General features: G+C 60.4%; 25 protein-coding genes. 4 read left to right on the plus strand and 21 right to left on the minus strand.

The genetic code is table 11. The features are described 5' to 3' along the window. Positions 1-11: 11 nt before the first annotated feature. The 15 genes from Q7U39_04280 to Q7U39_04350 form a co-directional block, all read right to left on the minus strand. Positions 12-1,283: a GTP-binding protein gene (locus Q7U39_04280; GenBank protein MDO9117151.1), complete on the minus strand. Its 1,272-nt coding sequence runs from the start codon at positions 1,281-1,283 to the stop codon at positions 12-14. 74 nt (positions 1,284-1,357) lie between these two features. Then, complete coding sequence (rpsR, locus tag Q7U39_04285) at positions 1,358-1,573, minus strand: 30S ribosomal protein S18 (protein MDO9117152.1); 216 nt, start codon at positions 1,571-1,573, stop codon at positions 1,358-1,360. Positions 1,574-1,585: 12 nt separating this feature from the next. Beyond that, entirely contained in the window at positions 1,586-1,891 is a 306-nt protein-coding gene (gene rpsN / locus Q7U39_04290) for a 30S ribosomal protein S14 (GenBank protein ID MDO9117153.1), read from the minus strand. Positions 1,892-1,925: 34 nt separating this feature from the next. After that, entirely contained in the window at positions 1,926-2,135 is a 210-nt protein-coding gene (locus tag Q7U39_04295; protein MDO9117154.1) for a hypothetical protein, read from the minus strand. After that, entirely contained in the window at positions 2,125-3,435 is a 1,311-nt protein-coding gene (locus Q7U39_04300) for a dihydroorotase (protein ID MDO9117155.1), read from the minus strand. The genes Q7U39_04295 and Q7U39_04300 overlap by 11 nt, the downstream gene beginning before the upstream one ends. Next, positions 3,435-3,995: a hypothetical protein gene (locus Q7U39_04305; protein MDO9117156.1), complete on the minus strand. Its 561-nt coding sequence runs from the start codon at positions 3,993-3,995 to the stop codon at positions 3,435-3,437. The genes Q7U39_04300 and Q7U39_04305 overlap by 1 nt, the downstream gene beginning before the upstream one ends. A gap of 20 nt (positions 3,996-4,015) precedes the next feature. After that, on the minus strand, positions 4,016-4,828 hold the full coding sequence (locus Q7U39_04310) for a ZIP family metal transporter (GenBank protein ID MDO9117157.1): 813 nt from the start codon (positions 4,826-4,828) through the stop codon (positions 4,016-4,018). 57 nt (positions 4,829-4,885) lie between these two features. Continuing rightward, the gene (moaB, locus tag Q7U39_04315; protein ID MDO9117158.1) at positions 4,886-5,428 is read right to left on the minus strand and encodes a molybdenum cofactor biosynthesis protein B; all 543 of its coding nucleotides are present in this window, start codon (positions 5,426-5,428) and stop codon (positions 4,886-4,888) included. Beyond that, entirely contained in the window at positions 5,425-5,778 is a 354-nt protein-coding gene (locus tag Q7U39_04320; protein ID MDO9117159.1) for a hypothetical protein, read from the minus strand. The genes moaB and Q7U39_04320 overlap by 4 nt, the downstream gene beginning before the upstream one ends. Before the next feature lie 48 nt (positions 5,779-5,826). After that, on the minus strand, positions 5,827-6,852 hold the full coding sequence (locus Q7U39_04325) for a GTP-binding protein (GenBank protein MDO9117160.1): 1,026 nt from the start codon (positions 6,850-6,852) through the stop codon (positions 5,827-5,829). Then, positions 6,842-7,120: a hypothetical protein gene (locus tag Q7U39_04330; GenBank protein MDO9117161.1), complete on the minus strand. Its 279-nt coding sequence runs from the start codon at positions 7,118-7,120 to the stop codon at positions 6,842-6,844. Before Q7U39_04330 ends, Q7U39_04325 begins: the two co-directional genes overlap by 11 nt. 2 nt (positions 7,121-7,122) lie before the next feature. After that, complete coding sequence (locus tag Q7U39_04335) at positions 7,123-8,184, minus strand: WD40 repeat domain-containing protein (GenBank protein ID MDO9117162.1); 1,062 nt, start codon at positions 8,182-8,184, stop codon at positions 7,123-7,125. Then, positions 8,172-9,143 carry a GTP-binding protein gene (locus tag Q7U39_04340; protein MDO9117163.1) on the minus strand — a complete coding sequence of 324 codons (972 nt, stop codon included), beginning with the start codon at positions 9,141-9,143 and terminating at the stop codon, positions 8,172-8,174. The genes Q7U39_04335 and Q7U39_04340 overlap by 13 nt, the downstream gene beginning before the upstream one ends. Positions 9,144-9,342: 199 nt before the next feature. Then, positions 9,343-9,597: a hypothetical protein gene (locus Q7U39_04345; GenBank protein ID MDO9117164.1), complete on the minus strand. Its 255-nt coding sequence runs from the start codon at positions 9,595-9,597 to the stop codon at positions 9,343-9,345. Positions 9,598-9,638: 41 nt separating this feature from the next. Further along, positions 9,639-10,055: a transcriptional repressor gene (locus tag Q7U39_04350; protein ID MDO9117165.1), complete on the minus strand. Its 417-nt coding sequence runs from the start codon at positions 10,053-10,055 to the stop codon at positions 9,639-9,641. A 122-nt stretch (positions 10,056-10,177) separates the two neighbouring features. On the opposite strand from Q7U39_04350, the gene Q7U39_04355 reads away from it, so the two are divergent. Continuing rightward, the gene (locus Q7U39_04355) at positions 10,178-10,957 is read left to right on the plus strand and encodes a TatD family hydrolase (GenBank protein ID MDO9117166.1); all 780 of its coding nucleotides are present in this window, start codon (positions 10,178-10,180) and stop codon (positions 10,955-10,957) included. Here the strand turns inward: Q7U39_04355 and Q7U39_04360 are convergent. Next, the gene (locus Q7U39_04360; protein ID MDO9117167.1) at positions 10,944-11,459 is read right to left on the minus strand and encodes an NYN domain-containing protein; all 516 of its coding nucleotides are present in this window, start codon (positions 11,457-11,459) and stop codon (positions 10,944-10,946) included. The two genes, Q7U39_04355 and Q7U39_04360, sit on opposite strands and share 14 nt — an antisense overlap. Positions 11,460-11,578: 119 nt before the next feature. Here Q7U39_04360 and Q7U39_04365 point away from each other — a divergent pair, with 119 nt between their 5' ends. From Q7U39_04365 to Q7U39_04375, 3 genes are all read left to right on the plus strand, one after another. Next, on the plus strand, positions 11,579-12,859 hold the full coding sequence (locus Q7U39_04365) for an N-acetylmuramoyl-L-alanine amidase (protein MDO9117168.1): 1,281 nt from the start codon (positions 11,579-11,581) through the stop codon (positions 12,857-12,859). A gap of 28 nt (positions 12,860-12,887) precedes the next feature. Beyond that, positions 12,888-13,622 carry a tRNA pseudouridine(38-40) synthase TruA gene (truA, locus tag Q7U39_04370; protein MDO9117169.1) on the plus strand — a complete coding sequence of 245 codons (735 nt, stop codon included), beginning with the start codon at positions 12,888-12,890 and terminating at the stop codon, positions 13,620-13,622. An 89-nt stretch (positions 13,623-13,711) separates the two neighbouring features. Further along, positions 13,712-14,023, plus strand: coding sequence for a PsiF family protein (locus Q7U39_04375; GenBank protein MDO9117170.1), 312 nt, complete (start codon positions 13,712-13,714; stop codon positions 14,021-14,023). A gap of 364 nt (positions 14,024-14,387) precedes the next feature. Here the strand turns inward: Q7U39_04375 and cysE are convergent, their stop codons facing one another. The 5 genes from cysE to Q7U39_04400 all read right to left on the minus strand — a co-directional run bounded on the left by cysE (position 14,388) and on the right by Q7U39_04400 (position 19,056). Further along, a complete protein-coding gene (gene cysE, locus Q7U39_04380; protein MDO9117171.1) occupies positions 14,388-15,038 on the minus strand; it encodes a serine O-acetyltransferase in 651 nt (216 codons plus the stop codon). Between the two features lie 20 nt (positions 15,039-15,058). Further along, positions 15,059-15,544, minus strand: a complete 486-nt coding sequence (ispF, locus tag Q7U39_04385) for a 2-C-methyl-D-erythritol 2,4-cyclodiphosphate synthase (GenBank protein MDO9117172.1) — start codon at positions 15,542-15,544, stop codon at positions 15,059-15,061. Continuing rightward, positions 15,544-16,260, minus strand: a complete 717-nt coding sequence (gene ispD / locus Q7U39_04390; GenBank protein ID MDO9117173.1) for a 2-C-methyl-D-erythritol 4-phosphate cytidylyltransferase — start codon at positions 16,258-16,260, stop codon at positions 15,544-15,546. The genes ispF and ispD overlap by 1 nt, the downstream gene beginning before the upstream one ends. Continuing rightward, complete coding sequence (locus tag Q7U39_04395) at positions 16,253-17,278, minus strand: TRAM domain-containing protein (GenBank protein ID MDO9117174.1); 1,026 nt, start codon at positions 17,276-17,278, stop codon at positions 16,253-16,255. The genes ispD and Q7U39_04395 overlap by 8 nt, the downstream gene beginning before the upstream one ends. Before the next feature lie 233 nt (positions 17,279-17,511). Next, positions 17,512-19,056, minus strand: coding sequence for a DegQ family serine endoprotease (locus Q7U39_04400; protein MDO9117175.1), 1,545 nt, complete (start codon positions 19,054-19,056; stop codon positions 17,512-17,514). Between the last annotated feature and the right edge of the window lie 17 nt (positions 19,057-19,073).

Consider the following 19,073-nt stretch of genomic DNA (forward strand, 5'->3'; position numbering starts at 1 on the left):
CTTCTCCCTTCTCAATTCGCATCGGACTCTTCGTCGCGTGATGCGGCTTCCTGCGTCGCACGGGCAAAGGGATCGTCAAAGCATCGCCACATCTCTTCCCCCGACAGCACTTCCGCCGGGGTCAGCAAGCAGGCGCGCAGCCGTCGAAACAGGCGCGGCTGATCCAGTCCGTATCCGATGCACGCCAGCTCCTGACGCCGGTCGCCAAACTCGATCGTCCAATACTTGTGGAGCCGTTGCTGAAACTCCTTCCCAGTCGGCCACTCTTCCCGCGGAGTCGCCACCCACCAGTCGCCGATACATTCGAAATGCCGCACCCCGGCCGTCTGCTCCCAGGAAAAACACCGGTCCGGTTGGGATGCCAGCCAGAAAAATCCTTTGCACCGCTCCACCCCGGGCCACTCTTCTTCGATCAACGCCCAGAGCCGTTCAGGATGGAACGGCCTGGTGGCGCGAAACACCCCGGCTGTCCAATTCGACGAGTGAATCGCGGGCATCGGCGCCCCTTCGATCAACTTGGCCCATCCGGGCTGAAAACCGACCGGCTCGCCGGCAGACGGACGACAACTCAGCAGACGGTCGGCCAACTCCGGCCCATCGGAAGCCTGCAGCAGATCGGCCTCCGGGTTCAGATACTTCAACAGGGCGTGCAGACGTTGCCGCGCCTCAGAATCGATTCGCTCGCTCCTGTTCACGACAACCATAGTGCAGTATTCCACCTGCTCAACCAGCAGCTGGGACAAGGTGCGGCCGTCATCGGCCCCACAGCTCAGGCCGCGCTCCTGTAAAGCGTCCGCACTGTGCGCGTCGTCCCAGAACCGCTCGGCGTCGACAACCGTCACGATCTGATCGAGCCGCGCTAGGGAGGCCATCGGCGACTCCTCGGTCCAGGCCTCGTTGAATACTTCCGCCACCATCATCGGTTCCACCAACCCCGAACACTCGATGAACAGGCGGGAGAATCGGCGCATGCGCGCGATGGCCATGATCGCCTCCGTCAGGCTGTCGCCTAACGAACAGCTCACGCACTCCTGCATCAGTTCGGCCAGGACTTCGCCCAGTCGAATTACTTCGATCCCGTCACCCAATCCGACAAGCGGCTGACCGGGCGCCGCGCCCCGATCATGGATGAGCACCGCCAACGGGCCGGCGGGTCGCTGCGCCAGCACGTCGTGTAACACCCGGCTCTTGCCCGCGCCGACGAAACCGCACAAGACCGTCACCCGCAAAGGCGCCGCTGTCGGCGTCTCCGGCGGAGATGCACTATCTGACTGCTCCGACATGACTGCCTCCCACCGCGCCACTGGCGCACTCCCCTCCGTTGATCATCTCTGTCCGGCTCCTGGAACGTTCCGCCTCAGTACCCGTCCGGCCCGGCAAATGGCAGCAACGCAATCTGGCGGGCCCGCTTGATCGCCCGCGTCAATTCGCGCTGCCGTTGCATGCTGTTTCCCGAAATCCGCCGCGGCACAATCCGGCCGGTTTCCGTCAGAAACCGCCGCAGAAATTCGACGTTCTTAAAATCGATCGGCGTGGTGTCGTCGATGATGCGTCGTCGTCGTTCCCCGAACATACCTCCACCTCCCTACCAACTGGATTTACGCACGCCGGGAATGTCTCCCTTCAGCGCCAATAACCGGAAATCGATGCGCGACATCGCGAACCGCCGCAGATACCCCCGCACACGCCCGGAAATCTCGCACCGGTTTCGCACGCGCACCGGGCTGGAGTTTTTCGGCAAGTCGTTCAAAGCGCTTTGCGCGGTCCGTTTGTCCTCGTCGCTGCTGGTCTTGCTTTTGATCACCGCCTTGAGCGCGGCGCGTTGACCGGCATACCTCTCTACCAACTGCTTTCGCTTTTCATTCCGCAACCGACTGCTGATCTTCGCCATGCGTTTCTCCTTTCCCAAGTTGCTTGTCCACGCCCTACGCGGCCCGTTCGCACTTCAACGACCGTTCGTCAGCCGCGCGCTCGCCGAAACTCACCCACTGCCCCTGCTGTACCGAATAGCAGCTCCCACAGGTGTTGTCCGAAAATGGCGACAGCCCCATCAGCCATTCATACGAAAACTCGCCGCGATACTCCGGAGGGAGAAAGGACGTAAATCCCGACAACGGCGTGGTCTCATCGTTCATACAGTCCTCCTTGTGGCCTGGATGCATCGGAAGCGAACACCACACGCCCTCCAACCAGCGTCCGCACCACCCGGCCTTTCAATCGCCATCCGGCAAACGGGGTGTTCCGCCCCTTCGAGTGAAATTCCTCGGGGTCGACCGTCCAATCGGCTTCGGGATCAACCACGGTCACATCAGCCTGCGCCCCGGGCTTCAACGTGCCTTTCGGCAGACGCAGGAGTCCGGCGGGAACACTCGTCAGACAGGCCACCGCCCGCTCCATCGAGATCCCGCCTTCCTGCACCAGACGCAGCGTCAGCGCCAACGCCGTTTCCAATCCCACGATGCCGAACGGAGCCCGATCCATGCCCCACTGTTTTTCATATTCCGCGTGCGGGGCATGGTCTGTGGCAATGGCGTCGATCGTGCCGTCGGCCAATCCCTCGATCACCGCAACGCGATCCTGCTCGCCCCGCAACGGCGGATTCATCTTGGCGTTGGGGCCCGACCGGCGCACCGCGTCGTCGGTCAGCATGAAATGATGCGGACAGGCCTCCGCTGTCACCGGCCATCCCTGAGCCTTTGCACGGCGAATCGCGTCGATCGTGCCTGCCGAGCTCACGTGCGCCACGTGCAACCTGGCTCCGGTTTCCCTTGCCAACTGAATATCCCGTTCGACCATCCTGGTTTCAGACCGGGAAGGAATGGCCGGCCATCCCAGCGCGCGCGAGACCGGACCTTCGTTCATGCACCCGCAGCCGGACAGATTGAGATCCTCGCAATGATCGATCACCGGCAGATTGACTGCCGCAGCCAGCTCCATCGCCCGTCGCATGACATCGTCATCCATGACCGGTTTGCCGTCGTCCGACACCGCCACGCAGCCGGCCCGCTTCATGGCGCCAAAATCATTCAGCTCCCGCCCCTGGGAGGCCTTTGTGATCGCACCGATGGGATAGACCCTCGCCTGGCCCGTGGCGGTTGCGCGCCTGACGATCCAGCCGGTCACCTCGGCCGAATCATTCACGGGGTTGGTGTTCGGCATGCAACAGACCGTCGTAAACCCGCCCGCCACAGCTGCGGCCGTACCGGTCGCGATCGTTTCCTTGTATTCGAAGCCGGGCTCGCGCAGGTGCGCATGTAAGTCGACCAGCCCCGGAAGAATCCACAGACCACGCGCATCAAATGACTCATGAGCCCGGCCTCGCCCCAATGCTGTGAGCCCCGGTCCCACTGCCACAATCAGCCCCTGATCAATCAACAGATCCGCCATGCCGACCCAATGCCCTGGATCGATCACCTGTCCGCCGCGAATCACCATCACGGCGCCGGCTCGTCCGCAACCGGCCTACCGTGCCGGACGAGCGCCGCCACCCGGTGGAGAAAGGTCCGGACTTCCGCCGGCTTCATTTGATCCGCCGGAATTTCCGCTGCCAGGAATACGCCGTCCAGCAAGGCGAACAATCCGTGGGCGATCCGATGGTGCCCCTCGACGCCGACCCCGAAGGCCTCGACAAAAGCCTCCCGGCTGGCCGGGTCGGCGCAACAGAGCGAATAGCCGGCGGCCTGGATATTCGGATGGAACCGGTCCACTTCCCGCCAATGGGTTTCGTGATCCGCCGACACATGGACGATACGCAGATGCGGAATCGTCTCGTGGCTCCGCTCCTCAAGTTCAACGATCTGGGCCAGACAAGCATGCTTTTCAATGTTCGGCAGGGTCGACACCACGACCAGTCCCTCCTGCAGATCGGAGGGCACAAGCGGCCGGCTGGCCGCTCGTGCGACCGGAATCGTGAAGTCGGCCTCCAACCGCTCACCCGGCAGGGGTAACTCCCCCTGCAATTCAATATGGCTGGTCCCGAGTTGCGCCGTTCTCATGCTGTCCTCTGAAGCTCTCATCAATGGGGAATCATCGTCAGCGCAGCGATCGTCACCATTCCGGCGATCATCATGGCGAACTGCCAGATTCCCTTGGCCGCGCCCATTCGTCCGTGCAGCCCCGGCACGAGATCTGCCAGGCCGATATAGAGGAAACTGGCGGCTGCCACACTCAGCGCGTAGGGCACGATCGCTTCGGCATGCCCAAGCCCTCCATAGGCGACGACAACGCCTACCAATGTCCCAAGCCCGGACAGCGTATTCCAGAAGAAGGCCCTCCAGCGGGAGAACCCGCTGGAAAGCAGAATCGTGAAATCACTGAGCTCCTGCGGCACCTCATGTCCCAGGACCGCCAGTGTTGTCACCAACCCAAGTCCCGGCGAAGCCACACAGGCGGCACCGATGGCAATGCCGTCCGCCATGTTGTGAACGGCATCACCGATCAGGACCAGCATCCCGGTTTTTTCCTGCATGCCTTTTTTATGGACCTCTCCATGGTGGTGCTCATGGCCAGGTTGCTCCTCGACAGGTTCCTCCCCGTGTGCATGCCTCCATATGACCGTCCATTCCAATACAAAGAACAACACGAGCCCGGCCAACAGCGAGATCCCCACTTCATAAATTGAAATATGCTCCAGGGCCTCAGGGATAAGGCCGATCACCGCCGTCGCCAGCATCGTGCCGGTGGCGTAACTCAATAAATACGGCATGGCGCGATGCCGCCATCCGTCAGGAATGAAGAGCACCAGACAGGCTGGCACCAAGGCGCCGAGGCTGCCGAGCAGCCCCATCCAGATGGCAAACCACCAGGTTGACTCGCCGGGCAGACTCACTGTTCGTCACGCCGGCCATACCGCCCCTCGTCTATCGGACCTATCATCATCACGCTCCTAGTCCGCATGCGGCGGAAGTTCCTGCTTCACACGAGGCAATAATTCAGCCAGGTTGCAGGGTCTGTGATTAAGATCGAGCTGCGGGAGGATGATCTTTTCCATCCCCAGCCGGCAGGCGCCGGTGCTGCCGGGGAGCAGGAACACGATGGTGTCGCCGCACACCCCGGCATCGGCCCGCGACTGAATCGTCGAGGTGCCGATCTCCGCGTAGCTGAGCCAGCGGAACAGTTCGCCGAATCCCGGAATCGGTTTCGTGAACAGGGACCGCACGGCATCAGGCGTCACATCCCGTTGCGTCACGCCGGTTCCGCCCGTCACAATGACGAACTCCACTGTGGGATCGGCGACCCAGGCGGCAATCGTCTTGCGGATCGTCTGAAAATCGTCTTTGCACATCTTGCGGTCGGCGATCCGATGCCCCGCTTGCGTCAACCGGTCCACAATCGTCTTACCGCTCGTATCGGTCTCCGGCGTCCGTGAATCGGACACCGTCAACACGGCGACGGCCACCGAAGCTCCTGCGGATACAACCGTTGTCATGATTCCTTCTCCTCTTGCGCTGACAGCGCATCGTGAACCACGGCACACCAATGTCTGACCTCTGAAAGCCGCACGGCCCAACGCGCTTGGCCTTCCTCGTCTCCCGCCTCCGCCAGCAGATGCAGCATGGCCTCCGCCAACGCGCCGGCTTCTGCGGCATGCTCCAGGCGGGCCAACGACATCTCTGTGCTGTGCGCCAGCTCCCAAGCCCGCTGAAACAGAACGATCAGCGGGACGATCGAAGTGGACCGGGCGTCCATACGGGGAGCGCTCTCCGCCGCCCCTTCCCCCGCCCCCCGATCATGACCGGCTTGGACGAACCTCCGGGACTCGCCTGGGTCATCGCTCACGGCAGCACCTGCGCCCGATCGGCCATTGATGTCATGATCGCTCCTCCCTCATCTCGAGACCTTCTTCCCGGCCAGGCGCCGACGTGTCGTTCGACGCTTCGGCCGCATCAGACAATGCTCAAGTCCCTCCAGAAACCGTTGCCAGGCTACCCGCCGGCCGATCACCACGATCTTGGCGTGGGACTGTCTGCGCCCGATGTAGGGCGTGACCGAGAACGAACCCAAGATCCACTGCACCTCGTGAAACCCCGTCTTCCCCGCCACTCGAATAAATCCCTTGAGCCGCACGACCGATCGCGCGTACCGCTTCAACCAGGCTTCCATGCGGGCAGGATCGACCGGCAAGGTGAGCCGGAAACTGCCGCTTTGATAGCCGACCGCTGAATCCTTGATGACGCCGTCGGTCACGACAGGGGCCCGGCGCGCGGGCGCCGCATTGAGCAACTGCGGCACTTTCACATCGGCGTGGACGGCCCGCAGCACCCGGGCCGTGGGATTCGCGGCCCGGATCCGTTGCTCAACGACCGGCGCCTGGTCGGGCGCGATCTGGTCCAGCTTGTTCAGAATGATCGTGTCGGCCTGACAAAGATGACGATCTGCGGCGGGCCAGTAGACGCCGAGCTTCAGAAATCTGGGCGCATCGACCAGCACGATGACGGAGGCCAAGTGCGCGGCCTCGCCGATCTGCGCGTCAGAGGACAACGCCCGTTCGACGCCGGCGACCACCTGACCGGTGTCGGCCAGTCCGGTCGTCTCGATAAACACCGGCGCTCCGCCGGAATGCCGCACGAGATGCCCGACTTTGTCGCTGAATTCACCGGAGAGATCGCAGCAGATACACCCGCTCAGCAGCGACTGCAGTTCAATGTCTTTGGACCGGGGATGTTCATGCAGGACGGCTCCATCCACATCGACTTCGCCGAATTCATTCATGAGCACGGCCGGCTTCACGCCGCGATCCAATTCATGAGTCAGCGCCCGTTTCAGCAGCGTCGTTTTCCCGCTGCCCAGAAAGCCGGCGATCACATAGATCGGGGAGCCGGTCGCTCTGACTCGCGCGGCCTTACTGGACATGATGCGGATCCCCTCCTGATGCCAGTGCCTCGACATCCGATTGAGTCACCTCAGCGGCCGTTTTGTGGAGCTTGTGCTGGGTGGTCTTCCCCGGGCCTTCGAGCACCGCGACGACGGTTTCGATCGGCGGGCAACCAGGTTCACGGCACTCCAATTCCGTCACCATCACAGTCGTGTCGTCGGACAACGCCCAGGTCGTGCGCACCCAGCTTTTAATGCGCGCCGCTTGTTCCGAATCGATCGTGCGGCGTCCTCCGAACAGGTTCATCTTCAGCCTCCGATCCCTTCCACCGAGTACAACGACACGACCCCGTCATTGGTGCCGGTGGCCAGCCATGTACCGTTCGGGCTCCAGGCGACCGAGGAAAGGCCACCCGACTTGTTCACTTCCTGGCTGAGAATCGGCTTCGTCGTCTGCGGTTCCCACAAACACAAGAGGCCGTCTTCACCGGCCGTCGCCACAATCGAGCGAGAGGGATGACAGGCGATCTCCTGAATCCATCCCAGATGCCCCTTGAACAACCGGCCGCCGGTCCCCTCGAATTTTTTCATGCTCCACGCGACGAGGGCGGGGCCGGAGACCGTAAACAGATTTTTCCCATCGTGGTCGAACCGCACCGAGGTCACCTTCATCGGATACCCGGACATATGCCAATTCTGCTCGCTGTCCGTGCGAAAGAGATGAACCGATCCGTCAAGGTTTCCCGAAGCGAGATACTCGCCGTTTGGGTTCACCGCGATCGACAACAGCGCCCCATCATAGGGAAAGGGGCGCACCGGCTTGTCGCTGCCCAGCTTCCACAACCAGGCCCCGCCGTAGCAGGCCGACAGGACTCCGCCGCCGCGCGGCATCCAGGCCAGGGCGGAGATGGTCGTCTTATGCGCCGGGACTTCTCCCGCGAGTTGCAGCCCCTCCATAGCGGCCCAATCCCAGAGTCGCAACCGCTTCCCTGCGGACACCGCGAGACGCTTGCCATCCGGCGACCAGGCGAGATGCTCGACCCAACTTCCCTGCCCGCCGACCTCCACGGTGGCCAGAGCGCCGCCGGTACTCGGGTCCCAGACTGCAACGACTCCATCCTGCCCGCCGGTCGCCAGCTCCAACCGCATGGGATGCCAGGCGAGCGCCTGCACCGACTGCCGATGCCCCGCGATCTGACACGCCGGCGTAAACGACGCCACGTCCCATATCGCCACCTGCCCGGAAGCGGCGCAAGCGGCGAGCCTGGTCCCATCGGCGGAAAACGCCACGCGATGGATATAGTCATCCAGGCGGGCATAGCCGACCGGCCTCACCGTGACCGTGGGCTTAGACTTCGCTAGACGAGGCATGACCGGAACCCTTTCGTGAGCGCATCCCGATCAAGATCCTTCCCGATGAAGACCAGTTGATTGTTGCGCAGCTCGCCGGCTTTCCATGCCCGATCGGCTTTGCCGTCGAAGAGCATATGAACGCCTTGAAAGACGAACCGATGATCGCGGCCCTCGACATTCAGGATGCCCTTCATCCGGTAGATCTTCGTCCCCATCGTCGAGAGCACTTCGCGGAACCAGTCGTTGACCCTGCCTTCGTCGACTACGCCATCCTCGACCAGCGCCACAGAGAAGACGCTGGGATCGTGTTGATGCGCGTCTTCGCCCAAAAAGTTGGGATCGATGTCCAGCTTGCGGCTCAAATCGAACGCCCCGATGTTCAACAGCCGGTTGATCTCGATCTGCGCATCCTTCGTCCGATGGATCTTCGCCATGACGTTGATGGCCCGGATCCTGGCCTCCAACCGATCAACTTCGCCGGCAGGAACCAGATCGATCTTGTTCAGGAGGATCACGTCGGCGAATGCGATCTGCTCCTTGGCCTCCGGACTCGTATCGAGATGCTCCCAGATATGTTTCGAATCGACGACGGTGACGATCCCGTCGAGCAACAACCGCCGCTTCATCTCGTCGTCGACAAAAAAGGTCTGCGCGACCGGCGCCGGATCGGCCAAGCCGGTCGTCTCGATGACCATATAGTCGAAACGGTCTTTCCGCTTGAGCAAATTGCCGATAATGCGGAGCAAATCGCCGCGCACGGTGCAACAGATGCACCCGTTGTTCATCTCGAAGATCTCTTCATCCGCGCCGATCACCAGTTGGTTGTCGATCCCGACCTCGCCGAATTCGTTGACGATCACGGCGACACGCTTGCCGTGCTCGGTGGTCAAGATCCGGTTCAACAGCGTCGTTTTTCCTGCCCCGAGAAACCCGGTCAGAACGGTCACAGGCACCAGATCCGGTTCAGACGTCGGCATATATTCCTCCTCCACTCGTAATGGTACTGACTCCGCCTTCCATGCATCTTCTGCAGGAAAGGATCGAACACCGTCCGCCATACAGATGGAGAACAGCCCAACCCCTTGAGCGCCCGCTCGACAGGAGGACGAACGGGCAGACGCCCGATCCTCTCCTGCACAGGAGGCAGAGAAACGGTAAACGATGATTCTAAAAGGGCTAGATCAGAACAGGGGGACCGCGAGAGGGATCGACGAAGAGGGACACCGATCGGAGCGGGGATTCAAACAGAAGATCGACGGTGGCACGCAACACCGCAACCGTGACCGTGAGATGGGCGGACTGCAACGAAGTCCCGGCCACATGGTCGAGCCAGGCACAGAGATCCGATTCACTATGGTGCGAATCAGTCGGGAGGGCGAGGTCGTGCTCGATCAGGAGTGGATTCAGCGCCAGCGCGAGCGCAAGGTACACTGCTGCCAATCCTAGACGAATCAGGACTGATGATGAGGCGCTTACTGACATTGCGGGCACCATCCAAAAAACTCCAACGCGTGCCCTTCGATCGCAAACTTGGTTTGCCGCTCGACCAATTCCGTCAGTTTCTTGAGCGGACAGAGCATCAGATCGACGATCCGGCCGCACCCGCGACATTGGATATGGTGGTGATGCTCGCGGCCATGACGGACCTCGTACCGCATCTGCCCTTCATGGAGCCCGACCGGATTCACCAGCCCGAGTTCCTGCAGCATGGCGACATTTCTATAGACCGTGACCAAATCCACCGCCGCCTTCGCCCTCTTCAGCCGATCAGCGATCTCGGCCACCGTAATGGGCAGCGTGCTCTGCTCCAGAATGGCGAGAATGGCCTTCCTGGGCTTCGTCAGCTTTTTCCCGCCGGCGCGCAAACTATCGAGAATGGATTCGGCCATCGGCAATTCCTAATTGCAAGTGAGTTGCATTTACCATCCTGCCTCCATTGCTGTCAAGTGCCCTTTATCGAGGTCAGCCGATCTCGTCATCACCCCGATCAGCATGCTAGGATGCCACCACGATGCTTATCGACACGCACACCCATCTCGACGACGCCCGCTACAACGATGACCGCGACGCGATGATCGCGCGGGCGCGCGAGGCCGGCGTGGACAATTTCATCACCATCGGTTGCGACCTTGCCACAAGCCAGTCTGCGGTTGCGTTGGCCGATCAGCACGATTTCGTCTATGCCTCGATCGGCGTGCACCCGCATGAGGTGAAGCACATTCAAGACACCTGGTACGACGAATTCCGCCGGCTGGCCAGGAATCGGAAAGTCGTGGCCTACGGCGAAATCGGGTTGGACTACCACTACAATCACTCGTCGCCGAAAGAGCAGCGCGACCGGTTTCGCGAACAGATTCAGCTCGCGCACGAACTCCGGCTCCCGGTGATCATTCACACCAGGGAGGCCGACGCGGATACGGTCACAATCTTACGGGAAGAGAAGGCGTCTGAAGTCGGCGGGGTGTTTCACTGCTTTTCAGGGAATGCGGCACTGGCGAAGGAGGCGCTCGATCTGGGATTTTATCTGTCGTTCTCCGGCATTCTGACGTTCCCGAGCGCCACGGCACTGCGTGACATTGCGAAGACCGTTCCGCTGGATCGACTCTTGATCGAAACTGACTGCCCCTATCTCACGCCGGTCCCTTTTCGCGGGAAGCGCAATGAACCGGCCTATGTCGCGCATGTCGCGCAACAGCTGGCCACCGTTCGGGCCGATGAAGTCGCCATGTCGCCCGAGAAGATCGCCCTCGCCACCACCCGCAACGCCAAGCGCCTGTTCAAAATCGCTTGAGCTGACGGTTCCGTTCACGGACCGCCTTCGGCAGCTTCCTCGGGTTACCTTTCTTCTCCGGTCCCCGGCGGGGTCGTTCGTCCTCTCCCGAATCCAGCTCTTTCCCCTGGATCCTCCCTGACGACAGTCCGCTCCCTGCCAATTTGCTCATAAACAACTGCGCAGTCATCACCGTCGCGCCATGCGCCTTGGCCGTGGCCACGATCTCATGATCCGAGCTCACCACAGCACAAGCCGATCCATACTCGCGCGCAAGCCGCTGAATAACCTGATCGGCCTTCTCGCCCCGGCGTGAGTAGATCACCTGAACCCCTGCGCGATGCTCGCGATGTTCGACGGGATACCCCTGTTGCCAGCCGTCGAACACGACGGTCAACGGATGCCCCTTGCGATGCCGATAGGCGGCCAGGTCGTGCAACAGCGACTCCCTGGCCATCTCAGACTTCGCGGCAGACTGGGCCCCGAGCAGGTTATAGCCATCAATGATAAGATGAGTCGCCATAGGCTCACGCTACCGGGCGGGTTCCCCTCTGTCAATGCCAGGAAGGAACTGGTGCAACGGCTTGACAAGTGATGAAACATCTGAGAAAAGTTTTTATCCCCTACAATTAATATAGGCACATGCGACTACGATCTCGGCAGGCTTTCCCGTTCCGCATCTCTCTCGCATCCCTGTGCCTGCTCGCCCTCACGCTGGGCCTCCTGACCGGAGGATTCGACCAGGCGTTTGCGGCCGCTTCCGACGCCCGTTCTCATCGCCCCCACAAAAGTAAAACCAAAGGCACCCCGGCCTCAATGATGCCGGCCACCGTGCAAAACTTTCGCGTGTTCTCCACCCCTGAGCGAACCAGGCTCGTGCTCGATCTGGATCGCCACACGAAGGTGACCGAACTCAAATCGGCGGACTCGGATGACGTGGTATTTTTCCTTCCCCATGCCACGATGAGCCAGGCCGCCAGGCACAGACTCGATCGCGGAGTCATTCCGGCCCCGTTTCAGATTTCGCAGACCACCGCCGGGGCCGTCACTGTGGCAGTGCCGACGCGCGCTATCCGCCGTTACAAACAATTCTCTCTCGAGAACCCTGCGCGGCTGGTAGTGGACGTGATCCCGGGCATCGCCGTTCCGGACGCCCCCGCATCGAATCCGGCTCCACCCGCCCCACCGGCTCCGAGCACGTTCGAGCCGCCGCCGCAGCCGACGATTCCCCAGGCCAAGTCGTTCAAGACCATCGTGCTCGATCCCGGTCACGGCGGGAAAGATCCCGGTGCGCGCGGCCGTCGCGGCACGGAGGAAAAAGACATTACGCTGAAAGTGGCGTTGCAACTGCGTGATCGGCTCAGCAAGCAGCCCGGTGTGCGTGTCTTGATGACACGCGACCAGGATGTTTTCGTCGAATTGGAAGAACGGGCCAAGTTCGCCAACAGCCATGACGCCGATCTTTTCGTCTCCATCCACGTGAATTCCCATCCCTCCCGGTCGGTCAAGGGCATCGAGATTTACCATTTTGGAGAAGCGAAAGATCAGCGGGCCCTGGAGGTCGCCGCCCGCGAAAACGGCACGCCTTTGAGTAGTACCGGAGTGGGCTGGGAATACCTGGTCGCTGATTTGCTCACGGCGAAAAAGATCGAGGAGTCGCTCGAACTCGCCTGGACCGCCAAGGAATCTCTCGTGACGCATATGAACGGTCACTACACCGTCACCGACCACGGGGTAAAAACTGCGCCATTCTATGTGCTTCGCCATACCAGCATGCCCAGCATCCTGGCTGAAATCGCGTTTATCTCCAATCCATCGGAAGAAGACTTGCTGCGCAAGAATACGTTCATCCGCGATGTGGCCGACTCGCTGCTGAACGGCGTGAAATCATTCCTGGCCACCGGCAAGCCGACCGCACGGTAACCCGCTCGCCGCACCTTCAGGCCATGGCATGCCAACAATCAAGCTGACACTGGAATACGACGGCACGCACTACGCCGGCTGGCAGCGTCAACTCAATCAACCAACCATTCAAGAAGCGGTCGAAACCGCGATCAGAAACGTGACGCAACAGACGATCTCCGTCGTCGCCGCCGGACGCACCGACGCCGGTGTGCACGCGCTGGGACAGGTCGTCAGCTTTCGCATCGACCGGGACATGACGGCCTATGACTGGACGATGGCGTTGAACGCCCATCTCCCTCCCGATATTTCAGTCCGCGCCGTCGACTTTCCTCCTCCTGAGTTCCATGCCCGCTACAAAGCCACAGGCAAACTCTACCAATATCGGATCCTCAACCGGTCTCCGCGTCCTGCGTTGGGTCGACAATTGGTCTGGCACGTCTACAAACCGTTGGACGATGCGGCGATGAACCAGGCAGCCCTGCACCTCATCGGTGCGCACGACTTCTCCTCCTTCGAAACGCAACCGACCGAAAACGAAGATCCCATCTGCCATCTCCAACGCCTCGTCGTTATTCGCGATGGGCACGAACTCCGTATTGAAGCCTATGCCGACAGGTTTTTGAAACAGATGGTCCGCAGCATCGTAGGCACGTTGGTCGAAGTCGGCCAGGGGAAGCGTGCGCCGGAAAGTTTTGCTGCTGTTCTCGCCGCACGAGATCGCCGGAAAGCAGGGAAGACTGCGCCTCCCCAAGGGCTCTGCCTCATGCGGGTCGACTATTGAGGGCTAGGGCTGCTCCTTACAGACAACCACTAAGCATTTTGGTATAGTGCCCCGTCGATCCTTCACCCTCTCACACAAGGAGCATCACCATGAAGATTGCCAGCCTGGTCGTCCTCTCACTCTTTTTGGCCGTGCTTGTGCTGCCCCCGGTGTCCAGCGAAGCTGCCGGCCAACCAAACAAGATGGCAACGTGTAATAAGGAAGCGAACGAGAAGGGGCTGGGAGAAGGGAAGGGTGACGAACGGAAGGCGTTTATGAAGGAGTGCCTCTCCGCGAAACCGGCGAAAAGCGCGAAAACGGCTCAGCAGGAGAAGATGAAGGCGTGCAATAAAGAGGCGGGCGAGAAGACCTTGAAGGGCGACGAGCGGAAGAAGTTCATGAGCACCTGTCTATCAAACTAGTCCGAACCAGCAGCGATACCCCGGCGCGGCTCCCGCCGCGCCGGATTCCATCCTTTCTTATTTACCCCTGCCAATTCGTCTGCAACGAGTCCTCTACTGCCATGCAATCAGCGCGCAAAGTGCTGCATACCTGAATTGAAAATGACACTGCAACGGAAGAGCTAGCAGGCTTCTGAAACACTCGGTGCGCGCGACAATGTGGCCTGAGTACTCCCTGCGCATTGAAACCAGAATTACCACAGGATGCTCAAAAAGGCTGTCCAGCAAGGCCGCAGGCGAATCAAAACCGGAGGCGTACCCTCAGGGGTACGTTGAGGATTTTGATGAGCCGAGAACAACGCTGGCGGCCTTTTTCAGCATCCTGCTAAAACGGCAGCTGGGAGTCGCGCTCTTCGAGCTTTTTGCGGAGTTCGATCAACTCCTGTTCAAGCGCGGTAAACCGGTCGCTGATAGGATCGGGCAGGTTGGTTTGATCCATCGTGACATCGGGCAACCGTTCGCCCTGCGTCTTGATGACGCGGGCCGGGACGCCGATGACGGTGGAATTGGGCGGGACGTTTTTGATGACGACGGAATTTGCACCGATCTTGACGTTGTCGCCGATTTTGATGCCGCCGAGAATCTTGGCCCCGGCGCCGACGACCACGTGATTACCCAGCGTCGGATGTCGCTTCCCGCGCTCTTTGCCGGTGCCGCCAAGCGTGACGCCTTGAAAGAGCGTGACATAATCACCGACTTCAGCCGTTTCACCGATCACGACACCCATGCCATGATCGATAAAAAATCCGGTCCCAATGGTGGCAGAGGGATGAATTTCAATACCGGTCAGCCAGCGGGCGAGTTGAGACAGCGCTCGCGGCACAAACGGCACACCGTAGGACTTCAACCAATGAGCGACTCGGTAGATGAGCAGCGCATGAAACCCGGCATAGGTCAGAATGACCTCCAGTCGGCTGGTGGCCGCCGGATCCCGATCGAAGACGGCCTGGAGATCCTGTCGAATGGCTTTCAGCATGATGCACTATCCTACGGCAGTCACACCGCTTCAATCAAACAGACGGCATGGGCCTGCATGCCCTCTTCCCGTCCTACCGCATCAAGGCCTTCGCCGCTCTTCACTTTCACGTTCACTTGATCGGCGTCGATCCCCATGCCCTGCGCCATCTGTTTCTGCATGGCAGCAAGAAAGGTACTCAAGCGCGGAGCTTGGGCCACAATGATGGTATCGACATTGACGACCCGGTAGCCCTTCTTCGTCAGCTTCCCCATCACATCTTCGAGGAGCTTGAGGCTGGAGATCCCTTTGTACCTCTGATCGGAGCTGGGATAATGACGGCCTAAATCCCCTTCGCCCATCGCTCCCAGCAAGGCATCGCACACGGCATGGACCAGGACATCGGAGTCCGAATGGCCCAGCAGCCCTTTCGAGTGCGGCACCTCGATCCCGCCAAGAATCAGTTTTCGCCCGGCCCCAAGGGGATGCACGTCATACCCGCAGCCCACGCGAATCTTCGTCGCCATTACGATCCTCCCGAACGCGCGGCAGTGCGGGAGCCCAAGATCGCTTCCCCAATCACCATATCTTCCGGTCGCGTTACCTTGATGTTTTCTCCGCTGCCTTCCACGACCATCACGGGATGGCCGACCCATTCAAACAGAAACGCATCGTCCGTTGCATGCACCGATTCCGCATGCGCCTTGCGATGTGCCGCCTGCAGCCAGTCACACCGGAATGCCTGCGGCGTCTGCGCCAGCCATAGCGGCTGGCGATCGACTGTGCGCTCAATGCGATGTTCAGCCCCGACCTGTTTCACCGTGTCACGCATGGGGAGCGCGATGATGGCACCGCCATGCCGGCGTGCTGCCGCCACCACCTCCGCGACCATCTGCTCCGTCAGAAACGGACGAACCGCATCGTGCACGACGACGATTTCCGTTTCATCCGGGACATGTTCGAGGGCATGGCGAACGGAGTCCTGCCGCTCCCGTCCGCCCGGAACCACTTTAGTGATTTTCGAAAATCCGTACCGCACGGCCAAATCGTTCAGACAATAGTCGAGATCGGCTTGCGGAACGGCGAGGATGATCTGATCAATACACGGGGAAGACTGCAGCACGCGCAGAGAATGAACGACAAGCGGCTCACCGCCTAACGCGAGGAACTGCTTCGGAACTGAGCCGCCCATCCGCAGCCCTTTGCCGGCTGCGGGGACGACCGCGACCACACGTCTATCCACGAGCGACTTGCAGCTCCTCTCGCTCGGCATCTTCCTTCAAGCGGGTAAAAATCATACGCCCGGCGGTCGTCTGCAACACACTGGTCACCACGACATCGACATTGCGGCCGATACACCGTCGGGCATTGTCGACGACGATCATCGTGCCGTCGTCGAGATAGGCCACGCCCTGACCGGCTTCTTTGCCTTCCTTCAAGACGAACACCCGAATGGTCTCTCCCGGCAAGACGACCGGCCGAAGCGCATTGCAGAGCTCATTGATATTGAGCACCCGAACACCCTGCAACTCGGCGACCTTATTCAAGTTCAAATCATTCGTCATGATGCGCGCGCCCTTCTTCTTGGCAAAGACGACCAGCTTCGCATCCACTTCCTTCACATTCGGGAAGTCTTCTTCCACAACCTGCACATCGATATCCGCCATTTTCTGAATCTTATTGAGAATATCAAGTCCACGGCGGCCGCGGGCGCGCTTCAGCGAGTCCGACGAATCCGCGATATGCTGCAATTCGTGCAGAATAAACTGCGGAACGAAAAACGTGCCTTCCAGAAAGCCCGTCTCACACAGATCGGCGACACGACCATCGATGATGACGCTCGTATCGAGCACCTTGAGACTATTCGAACTGCCGGAGAGATCGGTTGCCCGTGGCTGAGACACGGGAAACTGTTCCTGCCCGAATCGCGCCCCTAGCACCAAACCCAGATAGGGAAACCCGAGGAGAAACACCAGTCCGCCGATGTGAAACAGGAACGTCTGCACATCGAAGATTTCACCGCCAACCCACTCAACCAGCCCGGTCATCAGAAGCCCGACTGCCAGACCCGCCGTCGCACCGACAATGATACCGAATGACAACGTCCGTAACGCGTATTCACCGACGACGATGAGACCACCGGTCACCGCCCCGATCCCAAACCCATACAACCAGAACGCACCACTGGCGCCTTCGGCACGCAAAAACAAAACCATGCCGGCCAGCGCACTGAGAAGGATAAATATGGCTCGCGATATCATACCGGAACCCCCTCTCCCTCATGGCACCCATCCGGGCACCCTCTCACTATGTCATGGGCGGGATTATGCGATAGATCGTCCGCCCCTGTCCCCTCACTCATTTTCTTCATGACATCGGCAAAGCAGGGTCCACCTCTGGCGCTTCATGGGCGGGGATATGCGATGCATCGTCCGCCCTTATCCCCACCCATTTTCTTCATGACATCGGCGAAGCAGGGTCCGCCTCTGGCGCTTCATGGGCGGAGCGTCAGATAGATCGTCCGTCCCTGCCGCTTCAACAGCATGAGCACGGCCTCGTCCTTAGGCAACTTAGCCGCGATGCGCTCGTAGGTCTTCAGCGATGTCACCGGCTGCCGATTGATCTCGATAATCAGGTCGCCTTCCCGGACGCCGGTTTCCTCGGCCGTGCTGCCGGGCTTCACCCGCACCACCACGACTCCGCGCTCGCCGGACTTCATTCCGTACCGGCCGGCCACTTCATCGGTCAGCTCCCGCACGTCCAGATCGGACAGAATGCCGGTTGGCGCCGCCGCTTCAGCCGACTCCTCCTCCCCCGCTTGCGTCATGGATTTCGGCTGCTCGACGATGGCCAGGTCGATCGTTTTCGGCTTCTTGTCACGGATTAGCTTGACGGATACTTTCTTTCCCACCGGCGTCTGCGCCACCGCATTCCGCAGATGCGTGGGAGAATCCATCGGCTTCCCGTCATACTCTACGATCACATCGGCGCGCTCTACCCCGGCTTTCTTTGCCGGACTGCCGTCCATTACATCGCTGACCAGCACACCTTTGGTGTCGGTGACGCCGAACTGCTTCGCCAATTCCGGCGTCAACTCTTGAATCGACACACCCAGCCAGCCACGGACGACCTTACCAGTCTTGACCAGCTGATCCATGATGGAGCGGGCCATATTGCTCGGGACTGAAAATCCGATTCCCATGTTGCCGCCGCTCTGACTGAAAATGGCGGTGTTGATGCCCGCCAACTCGCCGCGCACATTCACCAGGGCACCGCCGGAGTTCCCTGGATTGATTGCGGCATCGGTTTGAATAAAGTCTTCGTACTCCGCAATCCCCGCCGCCCGACCTAGGGCGCTGACAATGCCTAACGTGACCGTCTGCGTGAGTCCGAATGGGTTGCCGACGGCTAAGACAAACTCGCCGACTTCCAGCAAATCCGAGTCGGCCCACGCCACCGTTGGAAGGCCCGTCGCATCGATTTTCACAACCGCAATGTCGGTCTTGGGATCGGTCCCGATCAACTTGGCTTTGAACTCGCGTTTATCCGAAAGCGTCACACGAATTTCATCGGCCTTGCCGACCACATGGTTGTTCGTGATGATCAAGCCGTTCGACTCAACGATGACGCCTGACCCTAAACCGCGTTCCTTCTTTTCTTTCGGCTGTTGCTGCTCAAACCGGCGGAAAAATTCATCCCCAAAAAACTTGCGAAAAAACGGATCCTCAAACGGCGTCGCATGAGCCCCGCCTTCTCCCTTACCAGTCTTGGTCGCATAGATGTTGACGACCGCCGGCTTGACCGCCTTGGCAATCTCGACAAACGTCAGGTTTCCCATCCCAGGCAACACCGGCTGCGGCGCCGTGGCAACCGGCCTGACCAGCGGGGCAACCCCGCTATCCGGAACGGCATGACCGTTCGAGAGCCATCCCAGATCGGAAGCCACCACAAATCCGATGATCATCCCCGCCGTGAGCAGCACCGCGGCGACCATCCAGCTGCGGCTTGACTCAGGCCTCTGATTGGGTGTTTCCATCATGCTTCTACCTTCGTCCA

The organism is Nitrospira sp. (assembly GCA_030653545.1).
Lineage (GTDB): Bacteria > Nitrospirota > Nitrospiria > Nitrospirales > Nitrospiraceae > Nitrospira_D.

What these genes read in the sequence shown, in the direction of transcription:
- Q7U39_04350 (MDO9117165.1), bottom strand. Translation starts at nt 10,055, where the DNA reads ATGGCCGAATCCATTCTCGATAGTTTGCGCGCCGGCGGGAAAAAGCTG.
- Q7U39_04400 (MDO9117175.1), bottom strand. Translation starts at nt 19,056, where the DNA reads ATGATGGAAACACCCAATCAGAGGCCTGAGTCAAGCCGCAGCTGGATG.
- ispF (MDO9117172.1), bottom strand. Translation starts at nt 15,544, where the DNA reads ATGGCGACGAAGATTCGCGTGGGCTGCGGGTATGACGTGCATCCCCTT.
- Q7U39_04355 (MDO9117166.1), top strand. Translation starts at nt 10,178, where the DNA reads ATGCTTATCGACACGCACACCCATCTCGACGACGCCCGCTACAACGAT.
- Q7U39_04300 (MDO9117155.1), bottom strand. Translation starts at nt 3,435, where the DNA reads ATGGTGATTCGCGGCGGACAGGTGATCGATCCAGGGCATTGGGTCGGC.
- Q7U39_04305 (MDO9117156.1), bottom strand. Translation starts at nt 3,995, where the DNA reads ATGAGAACGGCGCAACTCGGGACCAGCCATATTGAATTGCAGGGGGAG.
- rpsN (MDO9117153.1), bottom strand. Translation starts at nt 1,891, where the DNA reads ATGGCGAAGATCAGCAGTCGGTTGCGGAATGAAAAGCGAAAGCAGTTG.
- Q7U39_04330 (MDO9117161.1), bottom strand. Translation starts at nt 7,120, where the DNA reads ATGAACCTGTTCGGAGGACGCCGCACGATCGATTCGGAACAAGCGGCG.
- truA (MDO9117169.1), top strand. Translation starts at nt 12,888, where the DNA reads ATGCCAACAATCAAGCTGACACTGGAATACGACGGCACGCACTACGCC.
- moaB (MDO9117158.1), bottom strand. Translation starts at nt 5,428, where the DNA reads ATGACAACGGTTGTATCCGCAGGAGCTTCGGTGGCCGTCGCCGTGTTG.
- Q7U39_04365 (MDO9117168.1), top strand. Translation starts at nt 11,579, where the DNA reads ATGCGACTACGATCTCGGCAGGCTTTCCCGTTCCGCATCTCTCTCGCA.
- Q7U39_04295 (MDO9117154.1), bottom strand. Translation starts at nt 2,135, where the DNA reads ATGAACGATGAGACCACGCCGTTGTCGGGATTTACGTCCTTTCTCCCT.
- Q7U39_04340 (MDO9117163.1), bottom strand. Translation starts at nt 9,143, where the DNA reads ATGCCGACGTCTGAACCGGATCTGGTGCCTGTGACCGTTCTGACCGGG.
- Q7U39_04375 (MDO9117170.1), top strand. Translation starts at nt 13,712, where the DNA reads ATGAAGATTGCCAGCCTGGTCGTCCTCTCACTCTTTTTGGCCGTGCTT.
- Q7U39_04360 (MDO9117167.1), bottom strand. Translation starts at nt 11,459, where the DNA reads ATGGCGACTCATCTTATCATTGATGGCTATAACCTGCTCGGGGCCCAG.
- cysE (MDO9117171.1), bottom strand. Translation starts at nt 15,038, where the DNA reads ATGCTGAAAGCCATTCGACAGGATCTCCAGGCCGTCTTCGATCGGGAT.
- Q7U39_04325 (MDO9117160.1), bottom strand. Translation starts at nt 6,852, where the DNA reads ATGTCCAGTAAGGCCGCGCGAGTCAGAGCGACCGGCTCCCCGATCTAT.
- Q7U39_04335 (MDO9117162.1), bottom strand. Translation starts at nt 8,184, where the DNA reads ATGCCTCGTCTAGCGAAGTCTAAGCCCACGGTCACGGTGAGGCCGGTC.
- Q7U39_04395 (MDO9117174.1), bottom strand. Translation starts at nt 17,278, where the DNA reads ATGATATCGCGAGCCATATTTATCCTTCTCAGTGCGCTGGCCGGCATG.
- Q7U39_04280 (MDO9117151.1), bottom strand. Translation starts at nt 1,283, where the DNA reads ATGTCGGAGCAGTCAGATAGTGCATCTCCGCCGGAGACGCCGACAGCG.
- rpsR (MDO9117152.1), bottom strand. Translation starts at nt 1,573, where the DNA reads ATGTTCGGGGAACGACGACGACGCATCATCGACGACACCACGCCGATC.